At 40.2% G+C, this 15,278-nt stretch carries 10 protein-coding genes; 8 read left to right on the plus strand and 2 right to left on the minus strand.

Going from position 1 to position 15,278, the window contains the following annotated elements; translation table 11 throughout:
* Positions 1-73: 73 nt before the first annotated feature.
* Positions 74-565, minus strand: coding sequence for a metallophosphoesterase family protein (locus PHO71_RS11060; protein ID WP_300203128.1), 492 nt, complete (start codon positions 563-565; stop codon positions 74-76).
* A 60-nt stretch (positions 566-625) separates the two neighbouring features.
* Between PHO71_RS11060 and PHO71_RS11065 the strand changes: the two genes are divergently transcribed.
* The 5 genes from PHO71_RS11065 (at position 626) to PHO71_RS11085 (ending at position 10,861) form a co-directional block, all read left to right on the plus strand.
* Positions 626-2,686 (plus strand): RNA degradosome polyphosphate kinase, encoded by a 2,061-nt coding sequence (locus PHO71_RS11065; protein ID WP_300203131.1) that lies wholly within the window; start codon positions 626-628, stop codon positions 2,684-2,686.
* A 245-nt stretch (positions 2,687-2,931) separates the two neighbouring features.
* Positions 2,932-5,184, plus strand: coding sequence for an inorganic phosphate transporter (locus PHO71_RS11070; RefSeq protein ID WP_300203134.1), 2,253 nt, complete (start codon positions 2,932-2,934; stop codon positions 5,182-5,184).
* A gap of 379 nt (positions 5,185-5,563) precedes the next feature.
* The gene (locus tag PHO71_RS11075) at positions 5,564-8,770 is read left to right on the plus strand and encodes a SusC/RagA family TonB-linked outer membrane protein (protein WP_300203137.1); all 3,207 of its coding nucleotides are present in this window, start codon (positions 5,564-5,566) and stop codon (positions 8,768-8,770) included.
* A gap of 14 nt (positions 8,771-8,784) precedes the next feature.
* On the plus strand, positions 8,785-10,263 hold the full coding sequence (locus PHO71_RS11080; protein ID WP_300203140.1) for a SusD/RagB family nutrient-binding outer membrane lipoprotein: 1,479 nt from the start codon (positions 8,785-8,787) through the stop codon (positions 10,261-10,263).
* Positions 10,264-10,297: 34 nt separating this feature from the next.
* The gene (locus PHO71_RS11085) at positions 10,298-10,861 is read left to right on the plus strand and encodes a lipid-binding protein (protein WP_300203143.1); all 564 of its coding nucleotides are present in this window, start codon (positions 10,298-10,300) and stop codon (positions 10,859-10,861) included.
* Between the two features lie 220 nt (positions 10,862-11,081).
* Here PHO71_RS11085 and PHO71_RS11090 read toward each other — a convergent pair whose 3' ends face one another.
* Positions 11,082-11,480, minus strand: a complete 399-nt coding sequence (locus PHO71_RS11090; protein WP_300203146.1) for a response regulator — start codon at positions 11,478-11,480, stop codon at positions 11,082-11,084.
* A 116-nt stretch (positions 11,481-11,596) separates the two neighbouring features.
* On the opposite strand from PHO71_RS11090, the gene PHO71_RS11095 reads away from it, so the two are divergent.
* The 3 genes from PHO71_RS11095 to PHO71_RS11105 all read left to right on the plus strand — a co-directional run bounded on the left by PHO71_RS11095 (position 11,597) and on the right by PHO71_RS11105 (position 15,210).
* Positions 11,597-13,234 (plus strand): ABC-F family ATP-binding cassette domain-containing protein, encoded by a 1,638-nt coding sequence (locus tag PHO71_RS11095; RefSeq protein WP_300203149.1) that lies wholly within the window; start codon positions 11,597-11,599, stop codon positions 13,232-13,234.
* A 230-nt stretch (positions 13,235-13,464) separates the two neighbouring features.
* Complete coding sequence (locus PHO71_RS11100; RefSeq protein ID WP_300203229.1) at positions 13,465-13,878, plus strand: DUF6769 family protein; 414 nt, start codon at positions 13,465-13,467, stop codon at positions 13,876-13,878.
* Positions 13,879-13,962: 84 nt separating this feature from the next.
* Positions 13,963-15,210 carry an efflux RND transporter periplasmic adaptor subunit gene (locus PHO71_RS11105; protein ID WP_300203151.1) on the plus strand — a complete coding sequence of 416 codons (1,248 nt, stop codon included), beginning with the start codon at positions 13,963-13,965 and terminating at the stop codon, positions 15,208-15,210.
* Positions 15,211-15,278 lie beyond the last annotated feature (68 nt).

A 15,278-nucleotide genomic window follows, 5' to 3' on the forward strand; every position in this document is an offset into this window, starting at 1 on the left:
TCGTATGAGTTATTCGTTACTGTGTGCAAAGGTCGGAAAGAAATTTGACGTGGCAAAATTTTAAAATCATTTTTCATCCAGCCAGTTCAATAACTTCCAAGTCTTTGAAGGTTCCCTGATCAATAACAAAGCGAACTAATGTCCGTACTTTATGAAAACCGGACATTCCTGCTGCTCCCGGATTAATATGTAACATATTCAATGTTCTATCATATTTCACCTTTAATATATGAGAGTGTCCGCTGATAAACAATTTTGGCGGACGTGTCATGAGACTTCCAATAACGGAAGGATCGTACTTCCCCGGATACCCTCCAATATGTTTCATCAGTACTTCCGCACCGTCTACAGTAAAGCGGTTCACCTGTGGAAATAGTTTCCTAATCTCCTGACCGTCAATATTTCCATAGACAGCCCGGAACGGACGAAAATCAGTCAGTTTCTCCGCAACTTCGAGAGAACCGACGTCTCCTGCATGCCAGATTTCGTCACAGGGTTCGAAATATTCCAAATATTTTTCATCCCAATAAGCGTGAGTATCTGATAATAATCCTATTCTTGTCATAAAATCTTTTGTTTAATTCCACAAAGATAGTATATTTGGGAAAATCTTGACTTGAAGCCCATGAAAAACAATTATAATTATTTCAAACGGGACATTAGCTGGCTATCGTTCAATTACCGCGTATTGTTGGAAGCCCGTGACGAACATCTGCCGCTATACGAACGAATAAATTTTATTTCTATCTACTCTTCCAATCTGGAAGAGTTCTATAAAATCCGTGTGGCGGACCACAAAGCAGTGGCATCCGGCGCAACGGAAAGTGATGAAGAGAGCGTGCAATCGGCACGGGAGTTAGTAGAGGAAATCAACCGGGAAGTTACCCGACAGTTGGACGACCGTGTACGTATCTATGAAGAAATGATACTTCCGGCTTTACAAAAGAATCATATCATCTTTTATCAAGACAGTCATGTAGAATCGTTCCATAAACAATTTATCAAAGACTTTTTCCGGGAAGAAATTTTCCCGTATCTGCAGCCTGTCCCTGTTTCAAAAAACAAGATTATCTCTTTCTTACGGGATAACAGGCTTTATATTGCCATAAGAGTCTACCCGAAAGAAGGAGGAAAACCGCTTTATTTTGTAATGAAACAGCCATACGCTAAAGTTCCCCGATTTATCGAACTTCCTCCACACGAAGGAAACTATTATTTGATATTTGTAGAGGACATTATCAAAGCCAATCTTGGACTTATTTTCCCTGGCTATGATGTTGATTCCAGCTATAGCATCAAGATTTCCCGCGATGCCGACATTCTGATTGATGACACTACCAACGGTGCTGACTTAGTGAAACAGTTAAAGCAAAAGGTGAAAAAGCGTAAGATCGGAGATGTATGTCGATTCGTTTATGATCGTTCTATGCCACTAAACTTTCTTGAATTCCTTATGGATGCTTTCCATATCCATCATGACGAACTGGTACCTGGAGACAAGCACTTGAACTTGGAGGACTTGCGTCATCTGCCTAATCCGAACAAGTCACTCCGTCCCATTGAGAAACCAAAACCGATGAGACTAAATTGTCTTGATGAAAAGGAGTCTATTTTTAATTATGTCGCCCAAAAAGACCTACTACTATATTACCCTTATCATTCATTTGACCATTTCATTCATTTTCTCTACGAGGCAGTGCACAATCCTGAGACACGGGAAATTATGGTTACCCAGTATCGGGTAGCAGAAAACTCCGCTGTCATCAACACGTTGATAGCTGCCGCACAAAACGGTAAGAAAGTGACTGTTTTTGTAGAATTAAAAGCCCGATTCGACGAAGAGAATAATCTGGCAACTGCCGAAATGATGCAAGCAGCAGGCATCAAGATAATTTATAGCATTCCCGGATTGAAAGTACATGCCAAAGTAGCTCTTGTCCGCCGACGTGGATTCAATGGTGAAAAGGTTCCCAGTTACGCATACATCAGTACAGGTAACTTTAATGAGAAAACAGCTACGCTTTATGCAGACTGCGGGCTGTTTACATGTCGGAAGGAAATTGTGAACGACCTGTATAATCTCTTCCGCACGCTACAAGGAAAAGAAAATCTAAAGTTTAACACATTGTTGGTTGCCCGTTTTAACTTAATTCCGGAACTGAACCGACTCATTGACCGTGAAATTTCTCTTGCTGAACAAGGAAAAGAAGGACGAATCATTTTGAAAATGAACGCTCTCCAAGACCCAACAATGATTGACCGTCTTTATGAAGCCTCTGAACGAGGTGTAAAAATCGACCTGATTGTTCGGGGTATTTGCTGCCTCATCCCCAAACAGCCTTATAGTCGTAACATCCGTGTAACACGTATTGTTGATAGTTTTCTGGAACATGCCCGTATCTGGTATTTTGGAAATAATGGTAATCCGGATCTCTTTGTGGGTTCTCCCGACTGGATGAGACGCAACTTATACCGCCGGATTGAAGCCGTCACCCCAATTCTTGATCCTGATTTAAAAGATGAGTTGATAGAATTACTCCATATCCAACTGGCAGATAATCAAAAAGCTTGTTGGGTGGACGATCAATTAAACAACGTTTTCAAAAAGAGACCTGCCGGGAAAGCTGCTATCAGAGCGCAATATTACTTTTATGACTGGCTGAACAAGCAGACAACAATTAAATAAAACTTTAAAATAAACAAGTAAGATAGAAAGTAAAACGAGAGTATGTTAATCTTAAGATAAGCACACTCTCGTTTCTTCTATTTATTATTTTGTAATCTTTCTTGTGATTGAAAATCCTCCTTCAATCCAACCTGTATAATACCTTTACCAAGCACTTCAACTTTGTAACACAAATGTAACACGTATGACATTTTACTGCAACGTCCAAATCCGACCTTTGCATCCAGAAATAACATACACATTTTATGGAGACAATTTACTTATGTATTATCATTTTCCTCTTCGTACTTGCAGTATTCGACTTAATTGTCGGTGTAAGTAACGATGCGGTAAACTTTCTTAATTCAGCAGTAGGAGCCAAAGCCGCTTCGTTCAAAACGATTTTGTTCATTGCCGGTATTGGTATTTTCATCGGAGCTTCTCTCTCTAATGGAATGATGGACATTGCCCGCCACGGCATCTACCAACCCGAACATTTTTATTTTGCGGAAATCATGTGCATCCTGCTTGCCGTTATGCTAACCGATGTTGTGCTACTGGATGTATTCAATTCAATGGGAATGCCTACCTCCACCACCGTATCACTGGTATTCGAATTACTCGGAGGAACCTTTGCACTCTCACTTATTAAAGTAAATACCGATAGTGCACTTAGTCTGGGGCAACTTATCAATACCGACAAAGCACTCTCCGTCATCATGGCTATCTTCGTATCCGTTGCAATCGCCTTTTTCTTTGGTATGGTGGTACAATGGATTGCCCGCGTAGTCTTTACCTTCAATTACACAAAAAAAATCAAATATAGCATCGGACTGTTCGGAGGTATCGCCGCTACTTCTATCATCTATTTCATGCTTATTAAAGGTTTGAAGGACAGTTCATTCATGACATCCGAAAACAAACTGTGGATACAAGAAAACACTCTGATGCTGATCTCCATACTATTTGTGTTTTTCACTATCCTGATGCAAGTACTTCATTGGTTAAAAGTCAATGTATTCAAAATAGTAGTGCTGATGGGAACTTTTGCCCTCGCCCTTGCTTTTGCCGGTAATGACCTGGTGAATTTTATTGGTGTACCTTTGGCCGGTTACTCTTCTTTTCTTGATTTCAGCACTAACGGAAATGGAGCTACTCCTGACAGCTTCCTAATGACATCCTTGCTCGGTCCGGCAAAAACGCCTTGGTATTTCCTGATCGGTGCCGGAGCTATTATGGTATATGCCTTATGCACATCAAAGAAAGCACACGCCGTTATCAAAACCTCTGTGGATCTTTCCCGGCAAGATGAAGGAGAAGAAAACTTTGGAAGTACACCTATTGCACGTACCCTTGTCCGTATCAGCATGACCCTTGCCAACGGAATATCACGCATCACACCAGAAGGTACCAAAAAATGGCTTGATGCTCGTTTCCGCAAAGATGAAGCTATCATTGCGGACGGTGCTGCTTTCGACCTCGTACGCGCTTCTATAAACCTTGTACTTGCAGGTTTACTTATAGCATTGGGAACTTCTTTGAAATTGCCGCTGTCTACCACCTACGTAACTTTTATGGTCGCTATGGGTACATCGCTTGCCGACCGTGCCTGGGGACGTGACTCAGCAGTATACCGCATCACCGGTGTATTAAGTGTGATTGGTGGATGGTTTATTACTGCCGGAGCAGCCTTCACCATCTGTTTCTTTGTAACCATGGTATTATATTTCGGAGGAAATATTTCTATCATCGCCCTTATTGGTATTGCCGTATTTATCCTTATACGCAGCCAGATAATGTATAAGAAGCGCAAAGCTAAAGGACAAGCCAATGAAACCCTAAAACAACTGATGCAAACTACCGACAACGAAGAAGCTTTGCAGTTAATGAGAAAACATACTCGTGAAGAATTAGCAAAAGTATTGGAATATGCAGAAACTAATTTCGAATTAACCGTAAACTCATTTATTCACGAAAACCTAAGAGGGCTACGTCGTTCTATGGGAAGCACTAAATTCGAGAAACAACTCATCAAGCAGATGAAGCGTACCGGAACTGTTGCCATGTGTCGTCTTGACAATACGACTGTACTTGAGAAGGGACTCTATTATTATCAAGGAAATGATTTTGCCAGCGAATTGGTATACAGTATTGCCCGTCTTTGTGAACCTTGTCTGGAACATATAGACAATAATTTCAATCCACTGGATGCTATACAAAAAGGTGAGTTCAGTGACGTGGCAGAAGATATCACTTATCTCATTCAACAATGCCGCAAGAAATTGGACAGCAATGACTATAACGGTATGGAAGAAGAAATTCGCCGTGCCAACGACCTGAACGGACAACTTTCTCATCTGAAACGTCAGGAGTTACAACGTATCCAAAATCAGACAGGTAGTATCCGTGTAAGTATGGTTTATCTAACTATGATACAGGAAGCACAAAACGTGGTAACTTACACCATCAACTTGATGAAAGTCAGTCGCAAATTCCAGATGGAAACCGAGATGCCATAAGGAAAAGAGACAGAACTTAAATTAAGAGGCTGTGCCGAAAGCAACAAGACTATCATATGATAGTAAATAGTTGCTTTTTGCACAGCTTCTCTCTTTTATTTATACTTTCCCGGATAGAAAATAGATAAGTCTGGCAATATTACTTCTTTAAGCTATTATTTTTTATTTATTAAATTGCATAAATATTAAACTATCATCCAATATGACATAAAAATGTCCTCTATTTCTCAAATTTATTAATAATACGCAAACAATTCTATCTCAATAGACGTTACTTACACATTAAGGTCAGCATTTAGTTTAGTTATTAATAAGTATAAACAGTAAATTTGAAAGCAAACAAGCGTTTTTATAAGTTAAATTAAAGAGAGAGATTTTTATGAAAGAGAAATTATTATTAACGTTAGCCTACTTTTTTATAAGCGTAGGTATAGCAACGGCACAAACGTCAAAAGTAACAGGGGTTGTTACTTCTGCGGAAGACGGATTGCCAGTAGTAGGGGCATCAGTACTAGTGGATGGAACTAAACAAGGAGCAATCACTGATATTGACGGTAAGTTTACCATCTCGGGAATTCCTGCTACAGCCAAAACTCTTCGTGTATCTTACGTTGGAATGACTCCTCAGGATGTTCCAATCAAAAGTGGAGTGATGAAAATCATACTTAAATCGGATGCAAAAGCATTAGATGAAGTAGTAGTGACTGCTATGGGTATCAAAAGAAGCGAAAAGATATTGGGATATGCTTCTTCTACTGTGAAAAACGATGACTTGATAGCGGCCAAATCCGGTTCGGTGATGGCAGGGCTTTCCGGAAAAATAGCCGGACTCAATATATCTAATTCCGGTACAACAGGTAGTTCACAAAAAGTTATTGTACGTGGTTATTCTTCTTTTGCCAACAATCAGCCGCTATACGTTATCGATGGCGTGCCGATGTCTAACAATACAAGCTTATCCAATGATAAAGGCAATGGAGTTATTGAAGCAAATGATGCGGTAGACTTTGGTAATGGTGCCAATGATATTAACCCGGACGACGTAGAATCGGTAACTGTACTAAAAGGTGCTTCGGCAACTGCACTTTACGGTTCACGTGCCGCTAATGGTGTTATCATGATTACAACCAAACGTGCGAAACAAGAGAAGCTGACTGTTTCGTATGATGGTTCATTCATGGCATCCAACGTATTACGCGTTCCACAAGATCAGGATAAGTTCGGACAAGGCTGGGGTACTTGGGACAGAACCGAGAATGGTTCATGGGGGCCGGCACTTGACGGAAGAATCAACGAGTGGGGGTCATACAACCTAGATCCGCAGATGAAGAAACCTTATTCATTCGTAAAGGACAATTTACGTAACTTCTACACCACGGGATTCGAAATGAATAATAATGTAAGTATTCGAACCGGTACCGAAAAAATAGGTTTATTCCTTTCTTATGGAAACACCACTTCAAATGGCATTCTGCCGAATAATGCTGATAAATATGAACGTAACACATTCTCCCTTCGTGGTAATATGAAATTTGACAAGTTCAGTGCCGACGTAAATGTCAGTTACATCCGTAAAGATATGACCAAAGCTGCTGCCGGACAAGGAAAAGCCGGTGCAACCATGCAACAGGAATTGATTCAGCATCCGGTAGACATTGATTACTCAGTCATGAAAGATTTCAATGACATACGTTATAATGGTAACAACTATTATACTTGGTATGCTCAGAATCCTTATTGGATACTTGCCAACAACAAAAACAATTATCAGGACGACCGTATCTATGGAAAGCTAGAACTTGCTTACGAGGTAATACCCGGTCTGAAAGCAGTAGGACGTCTTGGAGGCGACTTTACCAACTCACGCCAAAAACTGCGCACAGCCAAACTGACGTATGCTGAAGACTCTTATAGTGCAGACGGAGGTAAATCGGATGAAAGAGGTACATATACAGAACGTTCTGACAACTACGACCAACTAGATGCTACCCTCTTCATGAATGCCAATTACAACATCGGCGAGGATATCACCTTAGGAGGTACTCTTGGTTGGAATCTCAACCAGCGAAAATCTTCCTATCTGAAATCATATCTTGATGGGCTGTTCATGGAAGGCTGGTACAACCTTGAAAATGGTATCGACAAACCACTAAGCACGAATTACCGGGATTTACGCAGGACAATCGGTGCATTCGGTCAGGTAGAATTCGGATACAAGAACTTCTGGTTTGTCAATGCGTCAGGACGTAACGACTGGTCGTCTACATTACCAATTAATGCAAACAGCTTTTTTTATGGCGGTATCAACACCTCAGTAATTCTGACGGATATGATTCCTACACTGAAAAACAAAATAGTAAATTATCTGAAAGTACGTGCAGCCTGGGGACAAACTGGTAATGATGCCGATGTTTACAGAACAATACCTTACTTCGTACCGACACAGATATCAACTGGTTTTGGATATATCTATACTCCGTTGAATGGTGCATTAGGCTTAACAGAATATAATCGTCAAGCAAACAATCACTTAAAACCGGAAAAGACTTCCGAATGGGAATTGGGATTAACAGCTAATTTTATAGACAATCGTATCGGTATCGACTTTGCTTATTACAACAAACTGACCAAAGACCAAATTATAGCAGCAAATGTTGCTCCGGAAACTCGTTATACTACGGCAACTCGCAATGTGGGCAAAATTTCGAATAAAGGTATTGAGCTATCTTTAAACCTGACTCCGATTCGTAATAAAGATATCCAATGGGATCTCGGTGTCACATTCAGTAAAAACTGGAGTAAAGTGAAAGAACTTTGGAACGAAGGCGATTCTCCTGTTACGGAATATGTATTGCAAACTGCATATAGTGCCAACTTCGTAGCCAAAGTAGGTGAACCTCTTGGTATTTTCCAAGTTCCCGCCATTGCTACTGTACAGGATAAAAATAGTCCATACTATGGAAAAGTTATTGTAGATGCAAATGGCATCCCGACAACCAGCAATAGCGAAATGAAAACCATAGGTTCTTCTGCTCCTGATTTTAACATGGGATTCAACACACGTATCACTTACAAAGGTTTCACTTTATCAGCAGTAGCCGATTGGCGTAAAGGAGGATATATGTATTCCTACACGGCACAGTTAATGCACTTCGTCGGTAACACCACACGCTCAGTGTTCAACAACCGCCAACCATTTATAGTTCCCAACTCCGTAATGGCTTTACCGGGTGGCGGATATACTGAGAATAATAATCCGGTGACCACTGATAACATAAATAACTACTACAGTGATGCTTATTCCAGAAGCCAGTTCGAAAACTTCATTATCCCGAAAGGTTACTTTAAACTGAGAGAATTGGTATTATCATATTCATTCCCGAAAGCATTAATTTCCAAACTGGGTATTCAACAATTCGACCTTAGCCTCATCGGACGTAATCTATTCATGTGGACTCCGAAAGCTAATAACTACGTAGATCCGGAAATCACCAACTTTGGTAATGATATTTTGTCAGAGATCGGTGAATTCGCCTCACTTCCCTCTACGCGTAATATAGGTGGAGGTATTAAAATTGTATTCTAAAAAAACGACTGAATATGAAAAAATTTAAATATATATATATAGGTGTACTTTGCACCATCTTATCCGGAGCATTCGTTTCATGCGAGAGTTATCTGGACATCAATCAAAACCCGAACTATCCGGGAGAGTCACAAGTCACTGTATCAGCCCTACTGCCATCTGCATTCACAGGTTCGGCAGGAGTCATGGGGTATCTATATCAACTTTATGGTTCTATGTGGGCACAGCACTATACCCAAAACCCTTCATCAAGCCAATACATCACGCTTGTCAATTATGCGATGACCTCTTCCAGTGACCAGCGTTTATGGAGAATTCCATATGCTGACGTACTGCCCGATCTCAATCTTGTTATCCAAAAAGCAGAAGCTGAAGGCGCCTGGAACTATTGGGTAGTAGGTAAAGTAATGACCGCTTTTACCTATCATGTACTGACAGATGCTTATGGAGATATTCCTTTCACCGAAGCGTTAAAAGGTAAGAACTGCAAATATGATGACAGTAAAACCGTAGTTTATCCGGGTATCATTGAAATGCTGAATGATGCCATCGCCAAAGCAGACGATGCATCTGCAAAAGGTCTGTTGGTTATGAGCGTGGAAGATTATGTGTATGATGGTGATATAACGAAATGGATTCGGTTTGCCAAGACACTAAAGCTCAAAATACTAATGAGAGATTTTGAAGGAAACAAAACAGAAATCCAGACAATGCTTGCCGAGGGAAACTTCCTGAAAGATGACGCAACTGTTCATTGCTTTGAAGATGTAGTTAACAAGTCGAACCCGTTCTATGAAAATGACCGCCGCCAGTTAAATACAACAAACAATGTACGTGCCTGCACTACTCTTTATCAATATTTGGATGAGAATGACGATCCACGTATCGAAGACTTTTACGAAAGAACAGCCGCATCTGATTACACAGCTTATAAGGCTATCCCTTACGGAAATAGAGAATCCAAACTCTTCTCCATTAAAGGAACTTCCCGGGCTGTCATCGGGGCACTCGATCCTGTTTACTATATGTCGGCTGCTGAAGCAGAATATCTGATATCCGAATGTTATGCACGACTTGACGATAAAGTGAATGCTAAAACCCATTATGAGGACGCAGTCAAATTATCATTTGAAAGATGGAATCATGATGCAACAGATTTTATTGCTGACGGAGGTAAATATGCTTTCGACGACACAAGCAAGGATGCAATGTTAAAATGTATCCTTACTCAGAAATGGGCAGCCAGCGCCCGTTGTCAGGCATGGGATATTTGGTTTGACATTAACCGCACAGGGATTCCGGCTTTGGGAAATGTGGAAACTACCAACGAAAACTATGTAACAGGTGAGTTGGCTTACAATCCAAACAGTGCGTTAGCAAAAGGTAACTTCCCAAGTCGTTTCATCTATTCTAAAGAATCTTTGGATTACAACACAAGTGCACCGACTGTCATTCCGGGAATTACGGAAACAATGTGGTGGCACAAAAAATAAAAATTGAACTTATAAACAAAGAAAGGACATATCTATGAAAGCTATTAAATATTTATTCTCTTTGGTATTCGCTTTGGTTGCTTTAACTTCATGCGATACTTATGGAGACTATGAACAGGAATTTTCACCTGTTTACCCGTTGAGCGGACAGTATTATGTGAAGGTGACCGATGAAGCCGGAAAAGAAATTGTAATGCACACTATTACAGATCCGGATGGACAAAAGATTGATGTATTTGGTACATATATGTATCTGTATAATACAGGGGATAATGATAAAGACAAATTATGGATCAAACTGCCGAGTGATGAATTATTCAGTGCCGGCATATTAGGGAAAATCAATTGCAATGTCAAAGCGCTCACTTTCAGCGGTACGGCTGGTAATATGGAGGCAGACGGAGCTACTGTGGATGGAGAATTCACTGTAAATTCCGGTGTACTGACTCTGAAAAGTGTAACTACACCCACAGATGGAAAATCGGACGGTATTGAGGTGAAATATTCACTAAATGGTAAGAGTTATACTGTGACAGGTTTCCGCCGTACAGGTTGGGATGATGATGAAACTTGGAGTGTCCCCCAAGTTAATAACTAAAAACAAAAACTTTACTACTCCCGGTTATCGGTATATACTGAATATCGGGAGTAGTTTTTATAATAACGCAGATAACGTGGATTTTAAAAAACACAAAATCCACGTTATCTGCGTTATCAGTGTCTAAAAGATATTGTTTATAGACTTTTGATATAGCCTCTATACTATGTTAAACAACTCTTTCTTTAATCTATAGTTAAAGAGAAAGAGTGAATCTTATCTACCATTTTAATTCCGGAAAGTATCTGCTCAACGCATCACGAAGAACACCTAATGTAATAGGCTTTACCAACACTTCACTGGCTCCGGCATTCATCGCATTTTCTCTGTCCGAACTGAAAGCATAAGCAGTCTGCATAATAATTGGTATATTTTTATTTTCTCCACGGATAATCTTGGTTGCATCCAATCCGTTCATTATTGGCATCTTGATATCCATCAGAATAGCTTTTGCTTCATTACCATATGTCTCGTATAGCTTAACTATTTCTTCTCCATTCTTAGCCCACATTATATCACATTTCTTTCCAATAATCGCTTTAATTAGCTGAAAGTTGCTGTCGTCGTCCTCTGCCACTAAAATAAGGGGTCTGAACTCATTTATTTGTTCATTTTCCATAATCCTTCTATATTGTTTTAATTTTATATTTCACCCTGATTATTCAATTCAGCCCGCAAGTTATAAAAAAGATTGATATATTTCGCTATCTTTGCGTCTCAAAATTTAAGAATAGTATGATTTCTATAGACGGACTAGCCGTAGAGTTTGGCGGCACCACCTTATTCAGCGATATTTCCTTTGTTATTAACGAAAAAGACCGCATCGCCCTGATGGGAAAAAACGGAGCGGGAAAAAGTACACTACTCAAAATATTGGCAGGAGTGAGACCACCCACACGTGGAAAAGTTTCGGCCCCCAAAGAGAGTGTCATAGCCTATCTTCCACAGCACTTAATGACGGAAGACGGTCGCACTGTGTTCGAGGAAACGACACAGGCTTTCGCCCATTTGCACGAAATGGAAGCTCAAATCGAGAAATTGAACAAAGAACTAGAAACACGTACTGATTACGAAAGTGACAGTTATATGGCTCTCATCGAAGAAGTATCTGCCCTGAGTGAAAAGTTTTATTCCATTGATGCTACCAATTACGAAGAAGATGTAGAGAAGGCATTGCTTGGTCTCGGATTTGCCCGCGAAGATTTCGGTCGTCAAACGAGTGATTTCAGCGGTGGATGGCGTATGCGTATCGAACTTGCCAAACTATTACTACAGAAACCGGATGTGCTTTTGCTCGATGAGCCCACCAATCACCTAGATATCGAATCAATTCAATGGTTGGAAGATTTTCTGATTAACAATGGAAAAGCGGTAATCGTTATCAGCCATGACCGTAAATTTGTAGATAACATTACAACTCGTACCATCGAAGTGACTATGGGACGTATCTACGATTATAAAGTAAACTATTCTCAATACCTACAACTACGCAAGGAACGTCGTGAGCAGCAACAGAAAGCTTATGATGAACAGCAAAAGTTTATCGCTGAAACCAAAGAGTTTATCGAACGTTTCAAAGGTACTTACTCAAAAACTCTGCAAGTACAAAGCCGTGTCAAGATGCTGGAAAAGTTGGAATTGCTGGAAGTAGACGAAGAAGATACTTCTGCTCTGCGTTTGAAATTTCCACCTTCTCCCCGCTCCGGAAATTATCCGGTGATTATGGAAGGAGTTGGAAAAACGTATGGCGACCATGTTATATTCAAAAACGCTTCTCTTACAATTGAACGTGGCGACAAAGTAGCATTTGTCGGCAAAAACGGTGAAGGTAAATCCACACTCGTAAAATGTATCATGAAAGAAATTGATCATGATGGTACACTGACGCTCGGTCATAATATTCAAATTGGATATTTCGCCCAAAATCAGGCTTCACTAATGGACGAGAATCTGACCGTATTCCAGACTATTGATGATGTAGCCAAAGGTGAGATCCGGAATAAGATACGCGACTTGCTTGGAGCTTTCATGTTTGGCGGACCGGAAGAATCAATGAAGAAAGTAAAAGTACTTTCGGGTGGTGAACGTACCCGTCTTGCCATGATTAAGTTATTACTGGAACCTGTCAATCTGTTGATTTTGGATGAGCCAACCAATCACCTCGATATGAAGACAAAAGACATTCTTAAACAAGCTTTAGCCGACTTCGACGGTACGTTGATCATAGTTTCACACGATCGTGATTTCTTGGACGGATTGGTGACAAAGGTTTATGAATTCGGTAATAAGAAAGTTACAGAACACTTATGCGGCATTTATGAATTCTTGGAAAAGAAGAAAATGGATTCTCTACAAGAACTGGAAAAGAAATAATAAATAATAAAAAAACAGTATCTAACTTATTTGCAACAAAATATATTCGTATATTTGTTACATTATTTATAACGGATAAGTACATTAGCATAATTAATTTATACTATTTACCATCCTGATCGTAGTGAAGAACCTACTCTCTACGTGTTTATAAAAAGAAGAAATTCTTCACTATGATCAGAATGACAAATACCGATCATATTAATATAAGTAAAGTCTTAAATTACAAGATGAAAGGGAAGAAGAAACTTATAATAACGTTACTGTTCTTTATCAACATTATCATGTTGGTAGCAGCCGTTTTTCCCCATCATCATCATCCTGATGGAATGATTTGCATGAAGCAAGACCTGCCGATAGAGCAACAATGTCCCATGCATCACCATCATCACCCGGAAAACGATTCTTGCTGTCATAGCGAATGTATGACGCATTTCCAGTCTCCAACTCCATCCTCACACATTCATAGTGGCCCGGATTATATCCTCATAGCCACCTTGTTCACGGATGACATTATCGAACATTTACTGCGACCGTTGGAGAAACGAGTCAAGAACTACTTTGATTACCGGGATTCTTTGCACGGTACGAATATCCCTCGTGCCTTCTCACTTCGCGCCCCTCCCTACTCTGTTTTTGCATAATCTAATGTATGCAATCAAGTTGCATACCCCTTTGAATTATCTTTGCGAAAAACAAAAACAGAATTTAGTAGGAAAACAACATTTATGAAGAATCTTATTTTTATAGGAATCTTGGGTTTAATTACCCTGGGTTCATGCAATAGTAAAGGACATGAAGGACATGACCACGAAGCCACTACACATAACCATGAAACAGAAGGACATGACCACGAAACAGAAAAGCATGATCATGAAGGTGAATGTAGCGGTGAACATAACCACGGCGAAGCAACTGATGAAAAGCCCCAAAGTGAAGCAGCCGAAGGACACGGTGACGAAATCATTCTTCCGAAAGCAAAAGCAGAAGCAGCAGGTGTAAAATCAAACATCATCGAACCGGCTCCTTTCCAACAAGTTATTAAAACCAGCGGACAGGTACTAGCAGCACAAGGAGACGAATCTGTTGCAGTAGCAACCGTTGCCGGAGTAGTTTCTTTCCGTGGTAAAGTAACTGAAGGAATGGCTATCGGAAAAGGAAATGCATTAGTTACCATCTCTTCCAACAATATAGCAGATGGTGATCCTGTTCAGCGTGCACGTATCGCATACGAAGTATCCAAAAAAGAATACGAACGTATGAAGGCACTTATCAAAAACAAAATTGTATCAGACAAAGAGTTTGCACAAGCCGAACAAAATTATGAAAATGCCCGTATCAGTTATGAAGCACTAGCCAAGAACCATTCGGCAGGTGGTCAGAATATTCCTTCGCCTATTTCGGGATATGTAAAAAGCGTTTTAGTGAAAGAAGGCGATTACGTAACGATCGGACAGCCTTTGGTAAGTGTTACACAAAACCGTCGTCTTTTCCTTCGTGCCGAAGTGTCAGAAAGATACTATCCGTATTTGCACACCATTACATCTGCCAATTTCCAGACTCCTTATAATAATCAGGTATATGAGTTGCAACAATTGGGCGGCAAACTGCTGTCGTTTGGTAAGGCCTCAGGAGACAATTCATTTTATGTCCCCGTAACCTTCGAATTTGACAACAAAGGAGATATCATTCCCGGAGCATTTATTGAAGTATATCTGCTTTCTTCTCCGATAGAGAATGTAATTTCTATTCCCCGCACAGCTCTGACCGAAGAACAAGGAATATTCTATGTATATCTACAATTGGATGAAGAAGGCTATAAAAAACAGGAAGTTACCATAGGAGCTGACAATGGAAAAAGTGTACAAGTACTGACCGGATTGAAAGCGGGCGACCGCGTAGTGACTGAAGGTGCTTATCAAGTACGACTGGCAAGTGCAAGTAATGCTATACCGGCCCACAGCCACGAGCATTAAGAGTAATTGTATTTGATTCAACAAATCAATGTGAAATTAAATCATAACCATTAATTAATAAAATAATC

This window comes from Bacteroides sp., assembly GCF_028690125.1.
GTDB lineage: Bacteria > Bacteroidota > Bacteroidia > Bacteroidales > Bacteroidaceae > Bacteroides.

Coding starts and splice junctions, on each gene's coding strand:
- PHO71_RS11080 (WP_300203140.1), top strand. CDS start 8,785: ATGAAAAAATTTAAATATATATATATAGGTGTACTTTGCACCATCTTA.
- PHO71_RS11095 (WP_300203149.1), top strand. CDS start 11,597: ATGATTTCTATAGACGGACTAGCCGTAGAGTTTGGCGGCACCACCTTA.
- PHO71_RS11100 (WP_300203229.1), top strand. CDS start 13,465: ATGAAAGGGAAGAAGAAACTTATAATAACGTTACTGTTCTTTATCAAC.
- PHO71_RS11075 (WP_300203137.1), top strand. CDS start 5,564: ATGAAAGAGAAATTATTATTAACGTTAGCCTACTTTTTTATAAGCGTA.
- PHO71_RS11060 (WP_300203128.1), bottom strand. CDS start 565: ATGACAAGAATAGGATTATTATCAGATACTCACGCTTATTGGGATGAA.
- PHO71_RS11090 (WP_300203146.1), bottom strand. CDS start 11,480: ATGGAAAATGAACAAATAAATGAGTTCAGACCCCTTATTTTAGTGGCA.
- PHO71_RS11085 (WP_300203143.1), top strand. CDS start 10,298: ATGAAAGCTATTAAATATTTATTCTCTTTGGTATTCGCTTTGGTTGCT.
- PHO71_RS11065 (WP_300203131.1), top strand. CDS start 626: ATGAAAAACAATTATAATTATTTCAAACGGGACATTAGCTGGCTATCG.
- PHO71_RS11070 (WP_300203134.1), top strand. CDS start 2,932: ATGGAGACAATTTACTTATGTATTATCATTTTCCTCTTCGTACTTGCA.
- PHO71_RS11105 (WP_300203151.1), top strand. CDS start 13,963: ATGAAGAATCTTATTTTTATAGGAATCTTGGGTTTAATTACCCTGGGT.